Origin of the sequence: Amycolatopsis suaedae (assembly GCF_004214935.1) — a bacterium.
Lineage (GTDB): Bacteria > Actinomycetota > Actinomycetes > Mycobacteriales > Pseudonocardiaceae > Amycolatopsis > Amycolatopsis suaedae.
In genome coordinates this window covers 412,429-436,371 of sequence record NZ_SFCC01000001.1, presented here as the reverse complement: position 1 = coordinate 436,371, position 23,943 = coordinate 412,429, and the positions used below count along the sequence as shown (strand labels likewise).

The window sequence follows — 23,943 nt, the reverse complement described above, 5'->3', positions numbered from 1 at the left end:
AGGGCACCGGGAAAACCCCAGAGCGGGTGAGCTGGCTCACGCGTGCCGGAACCGGGGTTCGCGTTTCTCGGTGAACGCGGCCATGCCCTCCTTCTGGTCGTGGGTGGCGAACGTCGAGTGGAACACCCGCCGCTCGAACAGCAGCCCGTCGGACAGGCCGGTCTCGAAGGCGCGGTTGACCGCCTCCTTGGCCATCATCGTGGCAGGCGCGGACATGCCCGCGATCGTCGCCGCGGCGTCCAGCGCCTCGTCCAGCAGCGTGTCCGCGGGCACGATCCGCGACACCAGCCCCGCTCGCTCGGCCTCCTGCGCGTCCATCGTCCGCCCGGTCAGGCACAGGTCCATTGCCTTGGCCTTGCCGACCGCGCGGGTCAGCCGCTGGGATCCGCCCATGCCGGGGATGACGCCCAGGGTGATCTCCGGCTGGCCGAACTTCGCGGTTTCCGCCGCGATCAGCAGGTCGCACATCATCGCAAGCTCGCAGCCGCCGCCGAGCGCGTAGCCCGCGACGGCCGCGACCAGCGGCTTGCGGACCCGGGACAGCGCGTCCCAGCCTGCGAACCAGTCGGCGGCGTGGACGTCGCTGAAACTGCGCGGCGCCATCTCCTTGATGTCGGCGCCGGCGGCGAACGCCCGCGGCGAGCCGGTGAGCACGATGGCGCCGATCTCCGGGTCGCCGTCCAGCTCGGCGGCGGCGCCGGTGATCTCCCGCATCGCCCGCAGGTTCAGCGCGTTGAGCGCCTTGGGCCGGTTCAGCGTGATCAGCGCGACGCGCTCCCTCGGGCGGTCGACGGTGATGGTCTCGGTCATGCGGTGTCCTTGTCGAGCAGGCCGTCGCGGACGGCGGTGATGATGGCGGAGAAGTCGCGTCCCGGGCCGTCGTGGCCGACGAACTCCTCGTACAGCTCGGCGGCGTGCCTGCCGAGCTGGGCGGAGACGCCCTCGGACCGGGCGGCCGCCTGGGCGAGGCGCAGATCCTTGAGCATCAGCCCGCCGGCGAACCCGCCCGCGTAGTCGCGGTTGGCCGGGCTCGACGGGACCGGCCCCGGCACCGGGCAGTTGGTGGTCAGTGCCCAGCACTGCCCGGACGCCGTCGACGCCACGTCGAACAGGGCCTGATGGCTCAGGCCCAGTTTCTCGCCCAGCACGAAGGCCTCCGCCACGGCGATCATGGACACGCCCAGGATCATGTTGTTGCAGATCTTCGCGGCCTGCCCGGCACCGGACTCGCCACAGTGGACACTGCGGGCACCCAGCTGCGACAGGTACGGTTCGGCGGCCGCGAAGGCCTTCGCCGAACCGCCGACCATGAACGTGAGTGTCGCGGCCTCTGCTCCGACGACCCCGCCGGACACCGGCGCGTCGACGGCGAGGTGCCCGGCGCTCGTGGCCAGGCCGGCGGCGGTGCGGGCGTCGGCGACGTCGATCGTCGAACAGTCCACGAACAGCGTGCCGGGCGTCGTCTCCGGGACGATCTCCCGGTAACAGTCGAGCACGTGGCTGCCGCTGGGCAGCATGGTGACGACCACGTCGGCGCCCCTGACCGCCTCCACCGCGCTCGCGGCGGTCACGACCCCCGGCGGGGCCGTGGTCACCGGGTCGTAGCCCGTCACCGGCAGCCCGGCCTTGACCAGGTTGGCGGCCATCGGGGCACCCATGTTGCCCAGTCCGAGGAAGGCGATCACCGGGTCACCCCGCTCAGGTCGCCGCCGGCGGGCGGTGCGAAGTACGAGTCGACCAGTTCCGCGCCGACCTCCGCGAGCGTCGGTGGCGACCACCGGGGCGAGCGGTCCTTGTCGACGATCTGGGCCCGGATGCCCTCGACGAACTCGGCCGAGCGCAGGGCCCGGTGCGAGATCCGGTACTCCTGGACCAGGGCGGCTTCCAGGTCCGGCAGCCGCGCGGCCTGCCGCAACGCGCGCAGCGTCACCTTCAACGCGGTGGGCGACTTCGTCTCCAGTTCCTTCGCGGCGCCGACCGCGGCGTCGCCGCCGTCACGCAGGCGGGCCAGGATGTCCTCGACGGTGTCCGCGGCGTAGCAGTCGTCGATCCAGGACCGCTCGGCGGCCAGCCCGCTGGGCGGCGGGGGTTCGGCGACCAGTTCCAGTGCGGCGTCCGGTGTCCGCGACGAGAGCGCGTCCAGCAGGTCGGGCACCCGGTCGCTGGGCACGTAGTGGTCGGCGAGCCCGCAGTGGATGGCGTCGGGACCGGACAGCTGGGCCGCGGTCAGCGCGACGTGCGTGCCCGCCTGGCCGGGTGCCCGTGACAGCAGGAAGGTGCCGCCGACGTCGGGCACGAACCCGATGCCGACCTCGGGCATGCCGACCCGGGAGCGTTCGGTCACCACCCGGTGGCTGCCGTGTGCCGAGACGCCGACGCCGCCGCCCATCACCAGCCCGTCCATCAGCGCGAGGTACGGCTTCGGGTAGCGGGCGATCATCGCGTTGAGGCGGTACTCGTCGGCCCAGAACTCCAGGGACGCGCTGCCGCCCGCGCGGGCGTCCTCGTAGATGGAGCGGATGTCGCCGCCGGCGCACAGCCCGCGCTCCCCCGCGCCGTCGACCAGCACGGCGCGTACGCCCGGGTCGGTCCGCCACCGGTCCAGGTGGACGGTGATGGCGCGGACCATGTCGTGGGTCAGCGCGTTGAGGGCACGCGGCCGGTTCAGGGTGATCCGGCCGATTCCACTGTGGACGAGGAATTCCACGTCGCTCACGAGGCCTCCCGTAGCATCCGGCGGGAGATGATGACCCGCATGATCTCGTTGGTTCCTTCCAGGATCTGGTGCACCCGCAGGTCGCGGACGATCTTCTCGAGGCCGTACTCGGCGAGGTAGCCGTAGCCGCCGTGCAGTTGCAGCGCCTGGTTGGCGACGTCGAACCCGTTGTCGGTGCACAGTCGTTTGGCCATCGCCGACAGTTCCGTGGCGGCGGCCTCGCCGTGGTCCAGTGCGTCGGCCGCCCGCCACAGCAGCTGCCGGGCGGCCTCCAGGTCGGTCCGCATGTCGGCGAGCCGGAACCGCAGGGCCTGTGCCTGCGACAGCTTCGCGCCGAACGCCGAGCGCTCGGTCAGGTGCCGGACGGCCTTGCCGAGTGCCGCCTGCGCGCCGCCGAGCGAGCAGGCGGCGATGTTGAGCCGCCCACCGTCCAATGCGGACATGGCGACCCGGAACCCGCCGCCCTCGGCGCCCAGCAGCGCCGTCGCCGGCACGCGGGCGCCGTCGAGGATGACCTGCCGGGTGGGCTGGGCGTTCCAGCCCATCTTGATCTCGTTCGGGCCGAACTCCAGCCCGGGGGTGTCCCGGTCGACGACGAACGCCGAGATGCCGTGTGCGCCCGGCCCGCCGGTGCGGGCGAGGACCACGTACACCTCCGAGGTTCCCGCTCCGGAGATGAACTGCTTGACGCCGTCGAGGACGTAGTGCCCGCCGTCGCGGCGCGCCCTGGTGGACAGCGCCGCCGCGTCGGATCCGGCGTCCGGCTCGGTGAGGCAGTAGCTGCCCAGTGCGTCCATTGTGGACATGGCGGGCAGGTACCGGTGCCGCTGGGCGTCGTCGCCGAACCGGTCGATCATGGTGGCGACCATGTTGTGGATCGAGACGTAGGCGGCGATCGACGGGCAGCCGGTGGCCAGCGCCTCGAACACCAGCACGCCGTCCAGCCTGCCCAGGCCTGCTCCGCCGACGTCCTCCGGCAGGTACAGCCCGCCGAGGCCGAGCTGCGCGGCCTTGCGCAGGACGTCGACCGGGAAATGCTTGTTCTGGTCCCATTCCACGGCGTTGGGCGCGAGGTGTTCGGCGGCGAACTCCGCCGCGGTGTCGCGCAGCGCCACCTGTTCGTCGGTGAGTCTCATCGCGGCTCAGCTCATCGTCGGGATGACGAAGCTGGCGCCTTCCTTGGCACCGGACGGCCAGCGGGAGGTGACCGTCTTGGTCTTGGTGTAGAACCGGATCGAGTCCGGCCCGTGCTGGTTGAGGTCGCCGAAGCCGGACCGCTTCCAGCCGCCGAAGGTGTGGTAGGCGATCGGTACCGGGATCGGCACGTTGACCCCGACCATGCCGGTGTTCACCCGCGCGGTGAAGTCGCGGGCGGTGTCGCCGTCCCTGGTGAAGATCGCCACGCCGTTGCCGTACTCGTGTTCGCTGGGCAGCCGCAGTGCTTCGGTGTAGTCGGCCGCGCGGGCCACGAGCAGGACCGGGCCGAAGATCTCCTCCCGGTAGATCCGCATGTCCGTGCCCACCCGGTCGAACAGGCAGCCACCGACGAAGAACCCGTTCTCGTACCCGGGAACCGTGATGTCGCGCCCGTCCACGACCAGTTCGGCTCCCTCGGCGACGCCGATGCCGACGTAGTCGCGGACGCGGCGGACCGCGTCGGCCGTGACCAGCGGGCCGAAGTCGGCCGTCTCGTCGTGGGACGCGCCGACTTTCAGCTCCCGCACCCGCTCGGCCAGTTTCGCGACGAGGGCGTCCGCGGTGGCCTCGCCGACCGGTACGGCCACCGAGATGGCCATGCACCGCTGCCCCGCCGATCCGTACCCGGCGCCGACGAGTGCGTCGACGGCCTGGTCGAGGTCGGCGTCGGGCATGACGATCATGTGGTTCTTCGCCCCGCCGAAGCACTGGGCGCGTTTGCCCCTGGCGGCCGCGGTCGCGTAGACGTACTCGGCGATGTCGGACGAGCCGACGAACCCGACGGCCTCCACCCTCGGGTCGTCCAGCAGCGCGTCGACGGCTTCCTTGTCACCGTTGACGACGGTGAACACCCCGGGCGGCAGCCCGGCTTCGGCGAACAGCTCGGCCAGCCGCAGCGGGGCGGACGGGTCGCGTTCGGACGGTTTGAGCACGAACGCGTTGCCGCAGGCGATGGCCGGGGCCGCCTTCCACAGCGGGATCATCGCCGGGAAGTTGAACGGCGTGATCCCGGCGACGACACCCAGGGGCTGGCGCATCGAGTACACGTCGATGCCGGTGCCGGCGCTGTCGCTGTACTCGCCTTTGAGCAGGTGCGGGATGCCGATGGCGAACTCGACGACCTCCAGCCCGCGCTGGATGTCCCCGCGTGCGTCGGCGATCGTCTTGCCGTGCTCGGACGACAGCAGCCGGGCGAGCTCGTCCTCCTCCGCCCGGACGAGGTCGGCGAACCGCATCAGCACGCGGGCGCGGCGCTGCGGGTTCCAGGCCGCCCATTCCCGTTGCGCCCGCGCGGCGTCGTCGACCGCGGCGGCGACCTCGGCCGCCGAGGCCAGCGGCACGCGGGCCGCGACGGTTCCGCTGCTGGGGTCGTAGACGTCGGCGAACCGGCCCGACGTTCCGGGCACGGGTTTGCCGCCGACGAAATGCCGGAGTTCCGGGGTGTCTTGCGCGCAGGCAGGATTGATCCGCATGCGTTCCGCTCCATCCTCGTGGACGAACACTGACATCCGCGGCCGGTATCCTGACTCCCGGATCGACGACGGCTCCGGCCTTCCCGGCTCGCGCCAGTGGCATTCGGGTGGAGCGCCGCTCCCCGGTCACAGTGGCGGGACCGTGCCGGATTCACACCGGCTTCCCTGACACCGCGGACCTGTGGACACCATAAAGTAGGACGTCCAACTATGTCGAGTGTGCGCTGCGCCTCACGCGAGCGCGCGAGGGCGTGCATCCGATGCCGTGAAGGGGGCACTCACGGCGTCAGCTGCGAGGGCCCCGGCAAGGTCCGGTGGCGGTCAGGTGAGGTGGCTGGTCTCGAGTGTGGAACTCGCGTGCCGGAACGTAGAACTCGCGTGCGTGAGCGCAGAACTCACGATGTGGACGCCGGTTCTCACCCGGTGCAGGTCGCCCGCGTGACCGGGCCGTTCGCGCGAGTCCTCCGTTCCCGACCCGCGAGTCGACCGTTCCGGACCCGCGAGTTGCACGTTCCCGCCTGCTTGGTCCCACCGTCCAGCACGCCGGTCCAGATCGCGGGCCGAACCCGTCCTCGGCTGGCCGAACGGGCCGCTCGCGCAGCCCTGCCGGGCAGGAACGCGAGTCTCGCCTTCCGGAACGCGAATCACGCTCCCGCACCACCACGACTTCCGACTTTGCCGGGGCCCTGACGTGAGACGTAATGAAGGTCGCCTTCACGTGCTTTGAGCCGTCAGGGCAGCGACGGCCTGGGCGGCGGCAGGGGCGCTGTGGTTGCGTCTTGCGCAAGTACGGTGCCATTGCTGGCGGCGAGGTGCCCGGGGTGTTATCTCGTTCGTGGTGGCTGGTGGGGTGGGTGTGCTGGCTGGTGCCGGTGTGACAGGTGTGCCCGCCTGACGGGTTCGCGTCAGGTACGTGAAGGCCACCTTCACCACGTCACACGTAATGAAGGTGGCCTTCACGGCAAGTCGCCGGGCCCCGCCGGGCGGCGGGTCAGCGGATCTTGGCGCCGTAGACCTTCTCGATGGTCAGCGTCATCAGCACCCGGCGGTCGGACACCATGACCGACCGGTACTCCGCCCAGTCCGGGTGCTCCCCCGCCGCCGCGCGGTAGTAGGCGACGAGGGCGTCGACCTCCTGGCCGTTCGGGTCGGTGCCCGGGCCGGTCAGCGTGACCGGGCCCTCGGCGGTGGCCCACGCCCAGCCGTCGGCACTGGTCACCTCCAGCGCGGCACGCGGATCACGGCGGAGGTTCACCACCTTGGCCGTGCCCTCCCGCATCGAGACGTGGATGACGCCGCGGTCGCGGTGGTAGGTCGGTGTCACGGGCGACAGCTGCGGCAGGCCGTTCGCCTTGATCGTCGCCAGGACGCCCAGCCGGCTGTCGGCGAGCAGGTCGTGCGGGTCGAACTCCGTGGTGGCGGTCATAACCCAAGCCAACCCGGCCCCGCCGTCCGGCATTCCCCGCGCCGCTTGCCGTGTCCCGCCCGACGGGCGTACGGTTCGTTCAGAACATTCTGAACGAGGTGACATGTCCCCGGAGGAAGCCGAACTGGTCGACCGGATCGGCCTGTTCATGGAGACCGTCGGCGGGCCGCGGACCATGGGCCGGATCTACGGCTGGCTGATGATCTGCGACCCGCCCCGCCAGTCGCTGAGCGAACTGGCCGGCGCGCTCGAGGTGAGCAAGGCGTCGGTCAGCACCATGATCCGGCCCATGCAGGAGGGTGGCCTGGTGGAACGGCTGCCGTCGGCAGGCAGGCAGCACTACTACCGGATCGCGCCCGGCGGCTTCACCCAGCTGCTCCAGGTCCAGCTCGCCCGGATGGGCGGCGGCGCCGAAGCCGCCGAGTTCGGCCTGTCGGTCATCGGCGAGGACCGGCCACAGCAACGGGAACGCCTCGCCGACCTGCGGGACTTCTGCCGCTTCGCGGCCACCGAAGCCACCGAGGACTTCCTGCGGCGGTGGGCCGACTACCGCACCCGGAACAGGAGCGACCCATGACGACCGGAAAGGTCGACCTCACCGGCGTGGAGTCGACGATGCTGGTGACGCTCTACCTGCGGGCCCTGGACAGCCGGGCAGAGCGGCCCGTCCTGGGCGACCGGTTCGCCGCCGACGCCGTGGCACGCATCGACTACGACTGGGCTACGCTGGACAAGCCCGCCATCACCCGCAACCGGTTCATGCTCGCCCTGCGGGCCAGGCAGTTCGACGACTGGACGGCCGGCTTCCTGCGGCGCCATCCGGACGCGACCGTCCTGCAGCTCGCCTGCGGACTGGACAGCCGGGTGTTCCGGCTCGACCTGCCCGAGGGCATCCGCTGGTTCGACGTCGACCTGCCCGATGTCATCGCGCTGCGCCGCAGGCTCTACGACGACGCCGAGGGCTACCGGATGCTGGCCACCTCGGTCACCGACGAGGGCTGGCTGGACGAGCTCCCGTCCGGCGGGCCGGTGCTGGTCATCGCCGAGGGACTGCTGATGTACCTGCACGAACCCGAGGTGGCGCGGCTGCTGCGGCGGCTCACCGACCGGTTCGGCAGCGGCGAGCTGCTCTTCGACGGCGTGGCACCGTGGGTGGCCAGGACGACCCAGCTGGCCAAGAAGTACCTGGGCCGCTGGTACCACTACCCGGCGTACTGGACGGCCACCCGCGGCCCGGCCGACATCGTGCGCTGGAACCCGCGGCTGCGCCACCGCGACGACGTCGCGGTCCTCGCGGAGTACGACCGGATTCCCGACCCGGCACTGCGCCGCTTCTACCGGTTCGGCAACCGCTTCGCCTGGTTCGCGAACTACCTGCGGGTGTTCCGCGCCGAGTTCTGAGAACCCGCTCAGGTGCGGCAGGTCGCGCCGCGGATGGCCCGGGGCGTGCTCTCCACGGTCCGCTGCCCGTCGGTGGCCTGGACCTGGAAGCAGTAGGTCCGGCCCGGCTCGACCGGCAGGCGCGTGGACCGGGCGCGGGACACCAGGTGGACCTTGGTCGGCTGGTGCTCGGCCGCCACGATCACGGCGACGTCGAAGCCGTCCGGCGCCTGCCAGCGCAGGTCGACGTGCGCGCCCCCGTCGACGGGTTCGGCCAGGTCGACCGCGACCGGCTGGACCGGTGCCGGGGACGACTCGGCCGCCACCGCGGTCACCTTCGGCCCGAACGGGTCGGCCAGCTGCAGCACCGCCACCACACCGGCGGCGACGACCACCGCGCCCCCGGCCGCGAGGGCGATCGTGCGGCCGCGGCCGCGCCGCGCGGGTTCCGGCTCGGGCTCCGGTTCCACCTCGGGTTCGGGCTCGGGTTCGGTTTCCGCCGGAAGGTTCTCCAGATGCTGCGCGACCGCCGCCGCGCTGGCCGGGCGGTCGGCCGGGTGGTGGGCGAGCAGCCGGGTCACCAGCCGCTCCAGGCTCGCCGGGACGTCGTCGCGGTCCGGCGCAGGCATCGTCGTGTGCGGCTCCGGTGCCGGGGGCGGGCCGCCGGTGAGCGCGGCGTACAGCACGGCGCCGAGGCTGTACAGGTCGGAGCATTCGTTGACGATGCCGTCGAGCACGGTCTCCGGTGCGGCGTAGGCCGAGGGCGGTTGCCCGGCGGCCTCGCGCAGCACCGTTCCGAAGTCGGCGACCACCGGTGAGCCCGACGCGCCGAACAGCACGTTGTGCGGCGTGAGCCCGCCGTGCAGGACACCGGCTCCGTGTGCCGCCGCCAGCGCCCCGGCCATCGCGCGGCCGACGGTGACGACCTCGTCGACCGGCAGCCCGCCGTGCTCGTCGAGCACGGCGGCCAGCGACGGCGAGCACAGCTCGCTCTGCACGGCCAGCCGCCCGTCAGGAAGGTCCAGCACCTCGTCGACGGGCAGGATCGGCGCGCCGCGCAGCAGCGCGAGCCGTCCCATCTCCTCGGTGAACTCCTCCCGGACCTCGTCCGGCACCGGCTCCGGGTACACCTTCAGCGCCAGGTAGAGCCCGGCGTACACCGTCGCGACCGGCCCGGCGCCGATCGGCTCGAACTCCTCGGTGGTCTCCGTCATCGCGGCTCACGTCCTCAGCCTGCGTCGGTGCCGTGCTTGCGGTCGTGGATCTCCTCGGCGAGGCAGCCGCACATCAGGCCGCCGAACGCGCCCGCGGCGACCCCGGCGACGAGACCTCCCGGCATACCAGCGATCAGGCCTGCCGCGATGCCGCAGACCGCGGAGCCCACCGCGCCGGCGATCATCGCCGACGCGGTGCGGCTCATCGGCCGCCGCGGCTCTCGGTCGTCATCGTCCTCGTCGTCATCGTCGTCAGGGACGTCGTCGAACTCGTCGTCCGGCTCGTAGTAGGCGGTGTCGCGGTCACGGGCGGCCCGGTCGGCGTCGGGCTCGTTCGGCCAGACCTCGTCCGGGATCACCACGCGCATCGAGTCGTCGTCGACCTCTATCCGGGCGGCCGACACGGTCAGCTCTCCACCGACAGCACGAGCACCTTGCCGTCCTTCTCGGTCTTGACCTGCGCGCTGCTCTTCGCGCTGGGCCCGGAGTCCTTCTTCGCGGACTCCTTCTTCACGACGATCTTCTTCACCTTGGACTGGTTCTTCTTGACCCGCTCGACTTCCTTGCCGGCCTTCTCCGCCTCGTTCTTGGCCTGCTTGAGCGTCTCCTTCGCCTTGCCGAGCGCCTTCTCCGCCTCGGTCACCGCCTTCTCCGACGTGGTGACCTTGGTCTTGGCGGCCTTGAGCTTCTCCTCGGCGGCGGCGACGGTCTTGTCGACGACCTGCTTGGCACCGGAGCTGGACCGGACGACGATCTTGCCGGGCCCGGTGAGCACGACCTTCTTGGTGTCCGACACGGCCGCGACCGGCTTGACGGTGGTCTTGGTCTTCGTGACCACCCGCTTGACCGCCGGGGCGGCCTCGGTCTTGGCCGTGGGCGCGGACTTCGACCGCACGACGACCGTCTTCTTCTGCTCGGGCGCCGGTGCCTGCTTCTGCTCGGCGGCCGGGGCGGGAGCGGCTTGTTTCGGTGCCGCCGGCGGCGTCACCTGCAGCCGCGGCGTCGGGGCCGTGGCCGGGGGCGGCGCCACCGGCGTGGCCTGCTTGGGCGCCACGGCCGGGGCCGGGGCGGGCGCGGGGGTCTGCGCCTGTGCGGACGGCGCCGCCTGCGCGGAACCGTCGCCGTCGTCGATCAGCGCCGACACCGCCGACGCGCCGATGGCCGCCGTCACGAGGCCGGCGGCCCCGAACACGGCTGCCCGCTTGATGTTGTTCTGCTTCGTCACCACGACACTGCCTCCCCAGGTTTGATCAGGAGGCTTCCGACGCTAGTCCGGCCGACCGGACCAGCCCGGACACTGACCGGTTCCTGCCACCCCACTGGTGCGGCGCTCGGTGGGTGGGGAGTGGGTCGGGCCGGTCACCCCGCCGGCCTCTCGGCCGCGCGGGATGCCGCCCCTCCCCCCTCGGTGACACCCTCCCACCGCACCTTTCTATGCGGCCGGAGGTTGTCCAGCGAGGTTGCGCCGATGCTGGTCAATCAACACTCTGGACACAGGACAACACCATCCACACACTGACGGTGACCACGACGAGAGGACGGCGGTGCCCAGACCAGAGCGGACCCTGGAAACCGCCCCACCCGTACTGGCCGAGTTCGCCGCGGGCTTGCGCGCGCTCCGCGCCGCCGCCGGCAACCCGCCCTACCGCGAACTCGCTGGCCACGCCCACTACTCGGCGACGGCGTTGTCCGAGGCCGCGGGCGGGCGCAGGCTGCCCACCCTCCCGGTCACGCTGGCCTTCGTCGCGGCCTGCGGCGGCGACCAGGACGAGTGGCGGCAGCGCTGGTCGGAGGCCTCCCTGGCGCTGGCCGACACCGAGCCCGCGGACGACCGGAATGCGCCCTACGTCGGCCTCGCCCCGTTCGGCGCCGACGACGCCCGGTGGTTCTTCGGCCGCGACCGGGTGGTCGACGACCTGGCGAGCAGGCTGGAGCGGACCCGGTTCGTGGCCGTGTTCGGCGCGTCGGGGTCCGGGAAGTCGTCGGTGCTGCGGGCCGGGCTCCTGCCCCGGCTGACCGGGGACGGCGCGACGGTCGTGACGTTCACGCCCAGCCGGCGCCCCTTCGCGGAGTACACCCGGCACGCCGACGCCGCGGGCGAGGACCTGGTGCTCGTCGTGGACCAGTTCGAGGAACTGTTCACGCTGTGCGCGGACGAGGACGAGCGGCGGCGGTTCCTGGCCGCCCTGTGTGCCGCGGACAGCGGGTTCCGGGTCGTCATCGGCGTCCGGGCCGACTTCTACCAGCGGTGCACGGCCTATCCCGAACTGGTCGACGCGCTGCGCGAGGGCCAGGTCACCGTCGGCGCGATGACCGCCGACGAACTGCGGCAGGCCATCGTCCGCCCGGCCGTCGCGGCGGGCTGCTCGGTCGAGGGGGCGCTGGTCACCGAACTCGTCGTGGCCGCCACCGGAAGGCCCGGGGTGCTGCCGCTGCTCTCGCACGTCCTGCTGCAGTGCTGGCACCGGCGGCGGGGCAACGCGCTCACGCTGTCCGGATACCACGCGTCCGGGGGCCTGCACGGCGCACTCGCGCAGACGGCGGAGGACTGCTGGGAGCCGCTCGGCGAGCGGCAGCGCAGGCTGGCGAAGGAACTCCTGCTGCGGATGACCGCGCTCGGCGAGGTCGCCGACACGAAACGGCGGATCACCTGGTCGGAGGTCAACGAGTCCGATCCCGACGTACGGGTGGTGCTGGCGGCACTGGCCAAGGCCCGGCTGGTCACCGTGGACACCGACTCGCTCGAACTCGCCCACGAGGCGCTGATCGAGGCGTGGCCCCGGCTGCGTGGCTGGCTGAGCGAGGACAGGGAAACGCTGCGGGTCCACCGCCGGCTGACCGACGACGCGGCGGCGTGGGCGGCCCTGGACCGCGACTCCGGCGGGCTCTACCGGGGCGCCCGGCTGGCGCTGGCCAGGCCGCTGCTGACGGAGAGCCGGGTGGACCTCACCGCGCTCGAACGCGAGTTCCTCGCCGCGGCCGTCGCCGCCGAGGAACGGGACCAGGCCGTCGCCCGGCGCCGGGTCCGCAGGCAACGGCGGCTGATCGCGCTGCTCGCGGTCCTGCTGGTGCTGGTCGGCCTCACCGCCGTCGTCGTGGTCGACACCCGGCGGACGGCCGTCGACCAGCGCGACGCCGCGCTCGCCGACAGTGCCGCGCACCATGCGGAGTCGCTGCGTGCCACCGACCCGGCCCTGGCCACCCAGCTCGGGCTCGCCGCCTACCGGCTCAGTCCCACCCCTCGGGCCCGCGGCAGCCTGCTCAGCGCCGCCGCGACCCCGGCGCCGACGCTGCTGCGTGGCCACGCCGACGGCATCACCTCGGCCGCGTTCCACCCGGCGGGAAGGCTGGTCGCCACCTCCGGCTACGACACGACCGCGCGGCTGTGGGAGGTCAGCACGCCCGACCGGCCGCCGAGGGCCGTGGCGATCCTGCACGGGCACGAGGAGGTGGTCAGCTCCGTCGCCTTCCGTGCCGGTGGCGACGTGGTCGCCACCGCGAGCATGGACGGAACCGCGCGGCTGTGGAACATCAGCGACCCGGAGCACCCGTCGCTGCTGAGCGCCGTCGACCACGGCGCACCGGCCGAGTCGGTGAGCTTCGGCCCGGACGGGACCACGATGGTCACCACCGGGCACGATCCTGTCGTCCGACTGTGGAACGCCGCCGATCCCCGCAACCCGGTCCGGATCGCCGCTCTCGAAGGGCACCGGGACGCCGTCTACTCGGCGAGGTTCGCCCCGGCGGGCAGGATCCTGGCCACCGCGTCACGCGATCACACGGCCCGGCTCTGGGACCTCGCCGATCCGGCCGGGCCACGCCCGCTGGCCACGCTGACCGGCCACACGGCCGCGGTCAGCTCGGCGAGCTTCGGTGGCCGCACCCTGGTCACCGCCGGTACGGACCGCGTCGTCCGGCTGTGGGATCTCACCGTTCCCGGTGCGCCCGCCGCCCTGGCGGCGATCCCGCTGCCGACGGCCGCGACCTCGGCCGCCCTCTCCCCCGACGGCAACACCCTCGCGGCGACCGGCGAGGACGGCGTCCTGCGGCTGTGGGACAGCACCGACCCGCGGCGGCCCCAGCCGCGCCCCAGCCTGCCCGGCCCGGGCAGCGGGATGTCGGTGACGTTCGACGCGGGCGGCGGCCGGCTCGCGGTCACCGGGTCACGGCACGAGGCGCAGCTGTGGGACATCGACGAGACCGGCCAGGTGCGGTCCAACCACACCGAGCTGCCCGAGACACCCGGTGCGGTGATGTCCGGCCCCGGCAGCACCACCGTGTTCGCCATCGCCGGCCAGACCGCGTCGACCCTGACCGCCTGGAACACGGGCTGGCCCCGCCGGAGACCGGCCACCGTGCCGATTCCGCCGCCGAGCGTCCCGTTCGGCATCACCCCCTCGCCCGACGGTCGCCGCGTCGCCACCTACCGCGACGGCGCGGTGGTCCTCTGGGACGTCACCGACCCGGCGGTTCCCCGGCGGCTGACGGCCATCCCGGAAGCCGGCCAGGTCTCCACCGCGTTCGATTCCACCGGAGGCCTGCTCGCCGTCGTCGGCGGGAACCAGCCGGTCCGGCTGTGGGACGTGACCGACCCCGGCAGGCCCACGCTGCTCAGCGACACGATCGCCACGGCAGCCGGGGCGAACTTCGCCGTCGGCAGGCCCCTGCTGGCGACCGTCACCGCGGACAACACCGTCGTGCTGTGGGACGTCAGCGATCCACGCCGCCCGCGGCGCACCGCCGATCCGCTGCCGGACGCCCGGAGCGTCGCCTGGGCGCCGGGCGGCCGGCTGCTCGCCACGATCGGCGACTACACCGTGTCCCTCTGGGACACCGCTGACCCCGCCCGGCCGCGCCACCTCGCCACCCTGACCGGCCACACCGGCCCGGTCAGCGCGTTCGCGTTCAGCCCCGACGGGCGCACGCTGGCCACGGCGAGCCGGGACCACACCGCGCGACTGTGGGACGTCAGCACGCCGGACCGGCCGGGTGAGGTGGCCACCCTCACCGGGCACACGGCGCCGGTCAACGACCTGAGCTGGCGCCCCGACGGGCACACGCTGGCGACCGCGGGCGCGGACCGCACCATCCGGCTCTGGGAGACTCGCGTCGAGCACGTCGCCGGCTACGCCTGCCAGGACGCCTCGGCGATCTCCGAGGCGGAGTGGAACCGCTATCTGCCCGGCCTTCCCTACCGGTCGCCCTGCCACTGACCGTCCGGCACCGTTGCCGCGGGCGTCCTGTGCCCGTGAACGGTCCATTCGCGCGAGTCGTACGTTCTGGGGCGCGAGTTGTCCGTTCCCGACCCGCGAGTCCTCCGTTCCGATGCCGTGAAGGGGGCACTCACGGCGTCTCATGCCGTGAAGGCCCCTTTCACGGCATGCCTGCCACGGACACGTGGGCGGATAGCCCGTCGTCCGGCGTGAAGGCCGAGTTTGTGTCGTCTCATGTGATGAAGGTGGCCTTCACGACCTTCGCCGGTGGTCGCGGCCTCACCAGTCACACCCCGCCCAGCAGACCCAGCCGTCACCACGAAAGAGACCCAGCAACCTCCCCCAATGTGGCATTGGGGAACTTGAACTCCCCCAATGCCACATTGGGGGCACACAGCACCCCGACTTCGCCGGGCCCCTGGCGTCTCATGCCGTGAGGGCCCCCTTCACGGCACTGGCGGGCGCCAGCCGTGGGCGAGCAGGTCGAAGATCTCCTCCACCGCGGCACGCGGGTCCGGGTGACCCCGGGTGAGCGCGGGGACGTCCAGGACGAACCGGGCCAGCGCCCGGCAGGAGACGTCGTCGCGGTCCACGCCGAGGTCGTCGGCGATGGCGACGCCCAGCGCCTCGGTGTGCCGGGCCCACATGCGTTCGGCGTAGGCCTGCAACGCCGGCGTGGAGTTCACCACCGCGACGAACTCGGCCCGGCGCGGATGGTTCACCACCGCGAGCCAGACCGTGCGGGCGTGCTCGCGCAGCGCGTCGACGATGCTCTGGCCGGCGGGCCGGTCGCGGACCGCCGCCACCAGCGCCGCCTCCTTGTCCTCGTCCTCGTCGAAGACCAGCGCCTCCTTGCCGGGGAAGTGCTTGAACAGCGTCGTGGTCGCCACGTCCGCGGCGTCGGCGATCTCCCTGATGCTCACCTGGTCGAAGCCCCGCTCCGCGAACAGTCGCAGTGCGGCGTCGGCGATCGCCTGCCGCGTGGCGGCCTTCTTGCGTTCCCGGCGTCCGACGGTGGGGGCCTGGTCCATGGCAACACCCTACCCGAAAGATGAAGACAGTCAATTAGTGAACTCGTTGCACTTTTCAAGTCGTTCTGCTTTTCTGGAGACATGACCTCACCAGCACCCGCCGCCGCGCGGATCAGCGTCATCGGCGCGGGCCCCGGCGGCCTCACCTGCGCCCGCATCCTGCAGCGGCACGGCATCCCGGTCACCGTCTACGACCGCGACCCGCATCCGGCCGCCCGCGACCAGGGCGGCAGCCTCGACCTGCACGCCGACGACGGACAGCTCGCACTGCGCGAGGCCGGCCTGCTCGACGACTTCCTCGCGCTGGCCCGGCCGGAGGGCCAGGAGATGCGCCTGCTCGCCCCGTCCGGCAGGCTGCTCGACCACCACCTGCCCGCCGAGGGCGAGCTGTTCAAACCGGAGATCGACCGCGGCGGGCTGCGCGAGCTGCTGCTCGGCTCCCTGGAGCCGGGGACCGTCCGGTGGGGGCACGCGCTCGACGGGATCGCCGGGCCGGACGACGGCCCCCGGCAGCTGCGCTTCGCCGGCGGCACCACCGTCGAGACCGACCTCGTCATCGGCGCCGACGGCGCCTTCTCCCGGGTGCGCCCGGCGGTGTCGCCCGCCGTCCCGCACTACACCGGGGCCGGGTTCGTCGAGGCCCGGTTCGACGACGTCGACGCCGCGCACCCCGAACTCGCGGCACTCGTCGGCCAGGGCGGCGCCACCGCGGCCGACGGCGACCGCGCCCTGTTCGCCCAGCGCAACAGCGGCGACCACATCCGGGTCTACATCGTGCAGCGGCGGCCCCTCGACTGGATCGCCGCGGCCGGCCTGGACATCGGCGACACCGCCGCGATCCGCGCCAGCCTGCTCGACGCCTACGCCGGCTGGTCACCGTCGCTGCTGCGGATGATCACCGACAACGACGGACCCTACGTCGACCGCCCGCTGTTCGCCCTGCCCGTTCCGCACACCTGGACCCGGTCGGCCACCGTCACCCTGCTCGGCGACGCCGCCCATCTCATGCCGCCGCTCGGCGTCGGCGTCAACCTGGCCATGCTCGACGCGTGCGAGCTCGCCCTCGCACTGGCCGGCTCCGCCACGGTCGCCGACGCGATCGGCACCTACGAGAAGACCATGCTCCCGCGGTCGGCGGACACCGCCCGGCGCCTCGAACACGGCGTCGAGGCGCTACTGGAGGAACACACCGAGGGCGAGCTCTAGCCGCGGGCGAACGCCAGGAGCTGCTCGCGGGTGCCGTTGAAGTGGTCGCCCGCGGCGTCCTGCCAGAACACGTAGCTCGTCCAGCCGTGCGGCAGCGTGGTGAGCGAACCCGTTGCCCACAACGGATTCCTGCCGAACTGCCCGAGCGTTCCGGTGCACCTGTTCCACCAGCCTGCCGGCGTGTAGATGACCGGCAGGCGACCGGTGCGGGCGGCGTAGGTTTCGCTGAAGTCGGCGACCCAGGCGACCAGCCGCTCGGGGGTGAGCCCGTAGCAGGCCTGGCCGTACGGATTGGTCTCGAGGTCGACGGCGCCGGGCAGCGTCCGGCCGTCGGGGGTCCACCCGCCACCGTTGTCGACGAAGTGGTGGGCCTGCGCCGCGCCGCTGCCCCGGTCCGGCAGGGCGAAGTGGAATCCACCGACCAGCAGGCCCCTGGCGAGCGCGTCGTCGCGCTGCCTGGCGAAGTCCGGGTTGGTGTAGCCCGTCCCCTCGCTCACCTTGACATAGGCGAAGCCGTCCGTCGCCGCGGCGGACGCCACCCCGGCGGGAACACCCAACAGAAACACCACGACCGCAACCACAATCCGCCTCATGGACAGGATTATGGGCGCGATTCACCGACCACGGCGGCATCCCGTCATTCAGTACCGGATTGGACGCACCGGTCACCAGCCCGCGGGCATCCGGAAGTAGATCATCGGGTTGCGGACGCCCGTGCGGACCGGCTCGGCGAGTCCGAGTTCCCGCCGCAGCGCGGCGATCCGCTCGTAGGCGAGACTCGCCCGAGCGGGTGCCACGGTGAAGTAGCCGATCGACCGCCCGGCCAGCGCCCGCAGCACCTCCGCGCCCTCGGACAGCGGCCACGGCCGCGCGCGGCGGAACACGTCGTGCACGCTCACCGCGATCCCCGGCCGCAGTGACGGGAACACCGTCGTCAGGTACCACCGGGCGAACCGCTGCCGGTGATCGGCGTCGACGAACAGGTAGTCGGTGGCCGTAATCCAGTCCGCGGGCAGGGCACGCACGTCGCCCTTGCGGAACTCCCAGCGCCGGCCTGCCACCTCCGGTGGCACGGTCATCAGCGCGCTCGCGTCCAGGTCCATGGTGAGCAGGCGGCCGGCACCGTTGTCCGCGAGCGCACGCAGGATCCAGGTGGTCGACCAGCCGCCCCGCGAGCCGATCTCGGTCACCAGGTCCGGTCGCTCGTGCCGCAGCAGCAGGTAGGTGATCTCGGCTTCGACGTCGTCGAGCTGCGGGCGCATCGCCTTGGCCGCCAGCAGCGCGCGCTGCTCGTCGCGGACGGCCCGCAAGGCGTCCGCGTACTCCCGGTAGAGCTCACTCACCAGATCGGCGTCGATCGCGGCGCCTGCTCGCTGTTTGATCACGCATCCGACGCTATGCCGCTGCCTCGCCGGGCACGATCCGGTCAGCCCCCGACTCCCGCCCGGGTTTTCCCGACCGTTGACGCACCGGACGGGGTCTGTAATTCTTGGACTGCTCTACGAAAGATTCCGACATCGATCTGGAATTCTCGGCGTCCTCAATGGAGAGGCCATGCGAAGGAAGAACCCGTCCCCACGCGCGACGGCCGCCGCCATAGCGGCCCTGCTCGCCGCCCTGCCCACCGTGACCGTCCCCGCCATGGCGTCCGGCGCCGAACCCGGTGACACCGCCGCCCCCACCGCGCCGTCCGGCCTGACCCTCACCGAACCGGGCACCGGGCAGGTCCGGCTCGCCTGGAGACCCGCGAGCGACTCCGTCGGCGTCACCGGCTACGACATCTACGCCAACGGGCTGCTGCGCACGACGGTCGGCGCGGACGTCCGCGAACACACCGATCCACTGCCGGCCGGGCCCGGCGTCACCTATGCCGTGCGCGCCAGGGACGCGGCGGGCAACGTGTCCGCGGACAGCAACAGCGTCACCCGCGCCGGAACGGCGGCGGCCACGAACCTCGCCCAGGGCAAGACGGTCACCGCGTCGTCGCACGTCTACCACTTCGTCGCGGCCAACGCGAACGACGGCAACATCGGCACCTACTGGGAGGGCGCGGGAGGCAGTTACCCGAACCTGCTCGGCGTCGCCCTCGGGGCCGACGCCGAACTCGAGTCCGTCGTGGTCAAGCTCAACCCCGATCCGATCTGGGGCCCGCGCACGCAGACCATCGCCGTCGAGGGCCGCCCGCAGGGCGGCACCGAGTTCGCCACGCTCAAGCCCGCCGCCGAGTACCGGTTCGACCCGGCCACCGGCAACACGGTGACCATCCCGGTGTCCGGCAGGGCCTCCGACGTCCGGCTGCGGTACCTGGCCAACACCGGCGCACCCGCCGGGCAGGCCGCCGAGTTCCAGATCCTCGGCACCCCGGCACCCAACCCGGACCTCCAGGTCAGCGGCCTGTCCTGGACTCCGTCGACACCGGTGGAGACCGACCGGGTCACGCTGTCGGCCACCGTGCGCAACGCGGGCACGGCACCCTCGGCGGCGACCGACGTCGGGCTGTACCTCGGCGACACCAAGGTCGGCACCGCCCCGGTCGGCGAGCTGGCCGGTGGCGCCAGCGCGACCGTGTCGGCGGACATCGGCACCCGCGACGCGGGCGAGCACCCGGTCAGCGCCAAGGTCGACGAGGCCGGGAAGGTGTCCGAGCAGAACGAGGCCAACAACGCCTACAGCAGCCCGGAACCGCTGGTCGTCACCCCCGTGCCCAGCTCGGACCTGGTCGCCGCACCGGTCGGCTGGACGCCGGGCAACCCGGCGGGCGGTGCCCCGGTGAACTTCTCCGTGGCGATCCGCAACCAGGGCACGGTCGCCTCGGCCGACGGCCCGCACGGCATCACGCTCACCATCACCGACCAGACCACCGGCGCCGTCGTCAAGACGCTGACCGGCAGCCACAGCGGCGCCATCGCGGCCGGGGCCACCACCGCACCGGTCAGCCTCGGCTCGTGGACGGCGGCCAACGGCAAGTACACCGTGCGCACCGTCATCACCAGCGACGACAACGAACTGCCGGTGAAGCAGCCGAACAACACCACCACCCAGCCGCTGTTCGTCGGCAGGGGCGCCAACATGCCCTACGAGTTCGTCGAGGCCGAGGACGGAACGCTGTCCGGCGGCGCCGCGCTGGTCGGCCCCAACCGCACCATCGGCGACCTCGCCGGTGAGGCGTCCGGCCGCAGGGCGGTGACGCTCAACTCGGCGGGCAGCGCGGTCGAGTTCACCACCAAGGGCGAGACCAACACGCTGGTCACCCGGTTTTCCATCCCGGACTCCCCCGGTGGCGGCGGGATCACCGCGACGCTGAACGTCTACGTCAACGGCACCTTCCACAAGCCGATCACGCTGACGTCCAAGCACGCCTGGCTCTACGGCGCGGAAGCCTCGCCCGGCAACAGCCCAGGCGCGGGCGCCCCTCGGCACATCTACGACGAGGCCAGCGTGCTGCTGGACACCACGGTTCCGGCAGGCAGCAAGATCAAGCTGCAGAAGGATCCCGCCAACACCACCAGCTACGCGATCGACTTCGTCAACTTCGAGAAGGCGGCGCCGAAGGCCAACCCCGACCCCGCGCGCTACACGACACCGGCCGGGTTCACCCACCAGGACGTCCAGAACGCGCTGGACCGCGTGCGGATGGACACCACCGGCAAGCTCGCCGGGGTCTACCTGCCCGCCGGTGACTACCAGACCTCGAACAAGTTCCAGGTCTACGGCAAGCCGGTCGAGGTGATCGGCGCGGGCGTCTGGTACAGCCGCTTCGTCGCGCCTGCCAACCAGGAGAACACCGACATCGGGTTCCGTGCCGAGGCGTCGGCCAACGGCTCGACGTTCTCCGGTTTCGCCGTCTTCGGCAACTACACGGCCAGGATCGACGGGCCGGGCAAGGTGTTCGACTTCATGAACGTGTCGAACATGACGATCCGCGACATCTGGGTCGAGCACCAGATGTGCCTGCTGTGGGGCGCGAACACCGACAACACCAAGGTGTACGACAACCGGATCCGCGACATGTTCGCCGACGGCCTGAACTACACCAACGGCAGCACCGGCAACCACGTCAACAACAACGAGGCCCGCTCCACCGGTGACGACAGCTTCGCGTTGTTCGCCGCCACCGACAACAACTCCGGCAACCAGTTCGACAACGTCTACGAGAACCTGACGGCGATCCTGCCGTGGCGTGCGGCGGGCCTGGCCGTGTACGGCGGCTACAACAACACCTTCCGCAACCTCTACATCGCCGACACGCTGACCTACTCGGGCATCACGATCTCCTCGCTGGACTTCGGCTATCCGATGCACGGGTTCGGCCCGCAGCCGACGACGTTCTCCAACATCTCGCTGGTACGCGACGGTGGCCACTTCTGGGGCAACCAGACGTTCGGCGCGATCTGGGTGTTCTCGGCGTCGAAGAAGTTCACCGGGATCCGGGTGTCCGATGTCGACATCGTCGACCCGACCTACAGCGGCATCATGTTCCAGACCAAGTACACCGGCAGCCAGCCGGAGAACCCGGTCGAGGACACGGTGTTCACGAACGTGAGCATCAGCGGTGCCCGCCGCAGCGGTGACGCGTTCGACGCCAAGTCCGGCTTCGGCATCTGGGTCAACGAGATGCCGGAACCGGGTCAGGGTCCGGCGGTGGGCTCGGCGACGTTCGAGAACCTGACGTTGCGGGACAACCATCAGGACATCAAGAACACGACGTCCACGTTCACGATCGTGCGCAAGCCCTGACCGGTCCTCCCCGGCGCACCGGCTGGTAGCCTCCGCCGGTGCGTCGGGGAGACATGGTGCGCTGGCTGGGATTCGCCGGGTCGCTGCTGCTCACGGTGGTGACCGCGGCGGGCCCGGCCGGCCTGCCGCGGTGGCTGGCCGCCGTTCCCGCGGTCGTGCTGGCCGCGGCCGTGGCCGGCATGGGGATCGTGGTGCTGGCCTGGGCACTGCTCGGCAGGCTCGTCGTCAGCGGCGCGGAGAGCGCGCCCGGCCCGCGGTCGCTGAAGCTGACCCTGCTGCTGTGGGCCGCTCCCCTGCTGTTCGCGCGGCCGTTGTTCAGCGGTGACGTGCACAGTTACCGGGCGCAGGGGGAGATCGCGGCACGCGGCCTCGACCCGTACACCGTCGGCCCGAACGAGGGCCTGGGCGCAACGTCGGCACTGACCCAGGACGTCAGCGGGTACTGGCGGGACGCCCCGTCGCCGTACGGGCCGCTGTTCACGTTGCTCCAGCGGGTCATCGCGCAAGTGACCGGCGAGAACCAGGTCGCCGGGGTGCTGGCGTACCGGCTGGTGGCCGTCGCCGGGGTCGCGCTGATCGTCTGGGCGGTGCCGCGGCTGGCGGCCCGGGCCGGGGTGCCGGCCGGTGTCGCGCTGTGGCTCGGTGCGCTCAATCCCCTGCTGCTCTGGCATTTCGTCGCCGGGGTGCACAACGACGCGCTGATGGCCGGCCTGATGGTGGCCGGGACGGCGCTCGCGCTGGCGGCGATCGGCGAGACGATCTCCTGGGGGCGGCTGTCGGCCGGGATCGTGGTGATCTCGCTCGGCGCGGACGTCAAGCTGCCCGCCGTGGTGGCGCTGGCCGTCGTCGGCACGGTGCTGGCGCGGCGGTTCGGCGGCAGGCTGTGGCACCTGGTCGTGGCCGGGGCGGCGATGATCGCGTCGGTCGCGCTGGTGTCGGCGGCCGTGTCGCTGGTGTCGGGCGTCGGGTTCGGGTGGCTGGGGACGCTGGACACCTCCGGCCAGCTGAACAGCTGGATGGCACCGACCAACTGGGCGGGCTTCGTCGCCGGCCAGACGGTGATCCAGGTGGGCCGGATGGCCGGGTACGTGCTGATCGTGTGTGGTGTCGGCGTGGTGGTCTACCGGCAGTTGCGGGGCAGGATCGCCGAGTTGCCCGCGCTGGGCGCCCTGCTCGCCGTGGTCGTCGTGTTCGGGCCGGTGGTGCAGCCGTGGTACCTGCTGTGGGCGGTGATCCCGCTGGCCGTGTGCCTGCCCGCCGGGCGCGTGCGGACGGTCGTGGCCACGCTCAGTGCGGTGTTCGCCGTCGTGCTGCCCCCGCTGGGCGGCAACTTCAGCGGCAAGGTGGGCGAGCTGGTCCTCGGTTACGCGGGCGCGATCGTGGTTCTGGCGCTGGTCGCGTTCCTCACCCGCGAGTCGCGTCCCAAGGTGACGAGTTGACTCTCCCGTCGCTGGAGACTTTACCGTCACCGGCATGACGATCACGGTTCTGGACACCTACCCAGCGATGCGGGAGATCCTGCGGGCACCGCGGGAGGAACGGGACGGCCTGCTCGCGGCCATGGTGGAACCCGCCGCGGGGATGTACCGGTACTTTCCCGGCGAGGTCGACCTCGTCGCCCTGCACCGGATGGCGTCGGGCTTCCCGCTCGACCGCGACGAGGAACGCTGCCTGGACGCGCTGGAGGCACTGCGTGACGCGGACGCCTGGACACGCATCGGGCGGGCGCTGGAGGCGGCCGTCGCCACCCAGCTCGCCGCGACCCCGGACATCACGGTGCCGGACCTCACCGTCCTGCTCGTCCTGGGTGATCCGGCCGACGAGCTGTTCATGGGCCCGGCCATGGGGCTGACCGCCAACGGCAGCGTCACCGGGTACCTGTACCTGAACCTGTGGCCGTACCCGGAGAACCTGGAGCGGCTGGAGGCGACCGCCGTCCACGAGCTCAACCACAACCTCCGCTACAGCCCGGGCGGGGTGGTGTGGGACCCGGCGACGGTCACCGTCGGCGAGCACGTCGTGTCCGAGGGGCTGGCCGACGCCTTCGCCCGCCAGCTCTACGGCGACCTCGGCTACAGCAGGCTGTCCACGCCGCACCTGCACGACGACGCGGTGTTCGAGAAAGTCGTGTCCGGGCTGGACGTGACCGGCATGCAGAACTTCGCGGCGTGGGTCCTCGGCGACGCCATCGCCGGGCGGTACGGCGCGACGACCGTCGGGCTGCCCACCGGCGCCGGGTACGCGGCGGGGAACCGGCTCGTCGACGCCTACCTGGCGGCGACCGGCCGCACCGCCGCCGAGGCGCTGCACGTGCCCAGCCGGGAGGTCATCGACACCGTGCTCTAGACGGC

19 protein-coding genes and 1 riboswitch are annotated in these 23,943 nt (G+C 72.0%); of the genes, 7 read left to right on the top strand and 12 right to left on the bottom strand.

The features are described from left to right. Positions 1–36: 36 nt before the first annotated feature. The 6 genes from EWH70_RS02025 to EWH70_RS02000 all read right to left on the bottom strand — a co-directional run bounded on the left by EWH70_RS02025 (position 37) and on the right by EWH70_RS02000 (position 6,811). Complete coding sequence (locus tag EWH70_RS02025; RefSeq protein WP_130473445.1) at positions 37–810, bottom strand: enoyl-CoA hydratase; 774 nt, start codon at positions 808–810, stop codon at positions 37–39. Then, the gene (gene mmsB, locus EWH70_RS02020; RefSeq protein ID WP_276320524.1) at positions 807–1,685 is read right to left on the bottom strand and encodes a 3-hydroxyisobutyrate dehydrogenase; all 879 of its coding nucleotides are present in this window, start codon (positions 1,683–1,685) and stop codon (positions 807–809) included. The genes EWH70_RS02025 and mmsB overlap by 4 nt, the downstream gene beginning before the upstream one ends. Beyond that, complete coding sequence (locus EWH70_RS02015; RefSeq protein WP_130473444.1) at positions 1,682–2,716, bottom strand: enoyl-CoA hydratase/isomerase family protein; 1,035 nt, start codon at positions 2,714–2,716, stop codon at positions 1,682–1,684. Before EWH70_RS02015 ends, mmsB begins: the two co-directional genes overlap by 4 nt. Then, complete coding sequence (locus EWH70_RS02010; protein WP_130473443.1) at positions 2,713–3,852, bottom strand: acyl-CoA dehydrogenase family protein; 1,140 nt, start codon at positions 3,850–3,852, stop codon at positions 2,713–2,715. The genes EWH70_RS02015 and EWH70_RS02010 overlap by 4 nt, the downstream gene beginning before the upstream one ends. A gap of 6 nt (positions 3,853–3,858) precedes the next feature. Then, positions 3,859–5,385 carry a CoA-acylating methylmalonate-semialdehyde dehydrogenase gene (locus EWH70_RS02005; protein WP_130473442.1) on the bottom strand — a complete coding sequence of 509 codons (1,527 nt, stop codon included), beginning with the start codon at positions 5,383–5,385 and terminating at the stop codon, positions 3,859–3,861. A 23-nt stretch (positions 5,386–5,408) separates the two neighbouring features. Beyond that, positions 5,409–5,584, bottom strand: a riboswitch (cobalamin riboswitch). A gap of 792 nt (positions 5,585–6,376) precedes the next feature. Beyond that, entirely contained in the window at positions 6,377–6,811 is a 435-nt protein-coding gene (locus EWH70_RS02000; protein ID WP_130473441.1) for a PPOX class F420-dependent oxidoreductase, read from the bottom strand. Positions 6,812–6,914: 103 nt separating this feature from the next. Between EWH70_RS02000 and EWH70_RS01995 the strand changes: the two genes are divergently transcribed. Together EWH70_RS01995 and EWH70_RS01990 are read left to right on the top strand one after the other, a co-directional pair. Next, a complete protein-coding gene (locus EWH70_RS01995) occupies positions 6,915–7,388 on the top strand; it encodes a GbsR/MarR family transcriptional regulator (RefSeq protein WP_130473440.1) in 474 nt (157 codons plus the stop codon). Further along, positions 7,385–8,212 (top strand): class I SAM-dependent methyltransferase, encoded by an 828-nt coding sequence (locus tag EWH70_RS01990; protein ID WP_130473439.1) that lies wholly within the window; start codon positions 7,385–7,387, stop codon positions 8,210–8,212. Before EWH70_RS01995 ends, EWH70_RS01990 begins: the two co-directional genes overlap by 4 nt. 8 nt (positions 8,213–8,220) lie before the next feature. Here the strand turns inward: EWH70_RS01990 and EWH70_RS01985 are convergent, their stop codons facing one another. Genes EWH70_RS01985 through EWH70_RS01975 form a run of 3 tightly spaced genes read right to left on the bottom strand, consistent with a single transcriptional unit; the run spans position 8,221 to position 10,633 of the window. Then, positions 8,221–9,405 (bottom strand): protein kinase domain-containing protein, encoded by a 1,185-nt coding sequence (locus EWH70_RS01985; protein ID WP_130473438.1) that lies wholly within the window; start codon positions 9,403–9,405, stop codon positions 8,221–8,223. 14 nt (positions 9,406–9,419) lie between these two features. Then, complete coding sequence (locus tag EWH70_RS01980; protein WP_130473437.1) at positions 9,420–9,809, bottom strand: hypothetical protein; 390 nt, start codon at positions 9,807–9,809, stop codon at positions 9,420–9,422. Positions 9,810–9,811: 2 nt separating this feature from the next. After that, on the bottom strand, positions 9,812–10,633 hold the full coding sequence (locus tag EWH70_RS01975) for a hypothetical protein (protein WP_130473436.1): 822 nt from the start codon (positions 10,631–10,633) through the stop codon (positions 9,812–9,814). A 316-nt stretch (positions 10,634–10,949) separates the two neighbouring features. On the opposite strand from EWH70_RS01975, the gene EWH70_RS01970 reads away from it, so the two are divergent. Then, positions 10,950–14,618, top strand: a complete 3,669-nt coding sequence (locus tag EWH70_RS01970) for an nSTAND1 domain-containing NTPase (RefSeq protein ID WP_130473435.1) — start codon at positions 10,950–10,952, stop codon at positions 14,616–14,618. Positions 14,619–15,064: 446 nt separating this feature from the next. On the opposite strand, the gene EWH70_RS01965 is transcribed toward EWH70_RS01970, so the two are convergent. Next, complete coding sequence (locus tag EWH70_RS01965; RefSeq protein WP_130473434.1) at positions 15,065–15,649, bottom strand: TetR/AcrR family transcriptional regulator; 585 nt, start codon at positions 15,647–15,649, stop codon at positions 15,065–15,067. Between the two features lie 81 nt (positions 15,650–15,730). Here EWH70_RS01965 and EWH70_RS01960 point away from each other — a divergent pair, with 81 nt between their 5' ends. Beyond that, positions 15,731–16,855, top strand: a complete 1,125-nt coding sequence (locus EWH70_RS01960; protein WP_130473433.1) for an FAD-dependent oxidoreductase — start codon at positions 15,731–15,733, stop codon at positions 16,853–16,855. On the opposite strand, the gene EWH70_RS01955 is transcribed toward EWH70_RS01960, so the two are convergent. Beyond that, positions 16,852–17,424, bottom strand: coding sequence for a GH25 family lysozyme (locus tag EWH70_RS01955; protein WP_240686742.1), 573 nt, complete (start codon positions 17,422–17,424; stop codon positions 16,852–16,854). The genes EWH70_RS01960 and EWH70_RS01955 overlap by 4 nt on opposite strands. A gap of 96 nt (positions 17,425–17,520) precedes the next feature. Next, positions 17,521–18,240, bottom strand: coding sequence for a class I SAM-dependent methyltransferase (locus tag EWH70_RS01950; protein ID WP_240686741.1), 720 nt, complete (start codon positions 18,238–18,240; stop codon positions 17,521–17,523). 169 nt (positions 18,241–18,409) lie between these two features. Here EWH70_RS01950 and EWH70_RS01945 point away from each other — a divergent pair, with 169 nt between their 5' ends. The 3 genes from EWH70_RS01945 to EWH70_RS01935 are packed head-to-tail and all read left to right on the top strand — an operon-like array spanning position 18,410 to position 23,938. After that, the gene (locus EWH70_RS01945) at positions 18,410–21,592 is read left to right on the top strand and encodes a CARDB domain-containing protein (RefSeq protein WP_130473431.1); all 3,183 of its coding nucleotides are present in this window, start codon (positions 18,410–18,412) and stop codon (positions 21,590–21,592) included. Between the two features lie 38 nt (positions 21,593–21,630). Then, positions 21,631–23,031, top strand: a complete 1,401-nt coding sequence (gene mptB / locus EWH70_RS01940; protein ID WP_130473430.1) for a polyprenol phosphomannose-dependent alpha 1,6 mannosyltransferase MptB — start codon at positions 21,631–21,633, stop codon at positions 23,029–23,031. A gap of 34 nt (positions 23,032–23,065) precedes the next feature. Next, positions 23,066–23,938: a DUF2268 domain-containing putative Zn-dependent protease gene (locus EWH70_RS01935; protein ID WP_130473429.1), complete on the top strand. Its 873-nt coding sequence runs from the start codon at positions 23,066–23,068 to the stop codon at positions 23,936–23,938. Positions 23,939–23,943 lie beyond the last annotated feature (5 nt).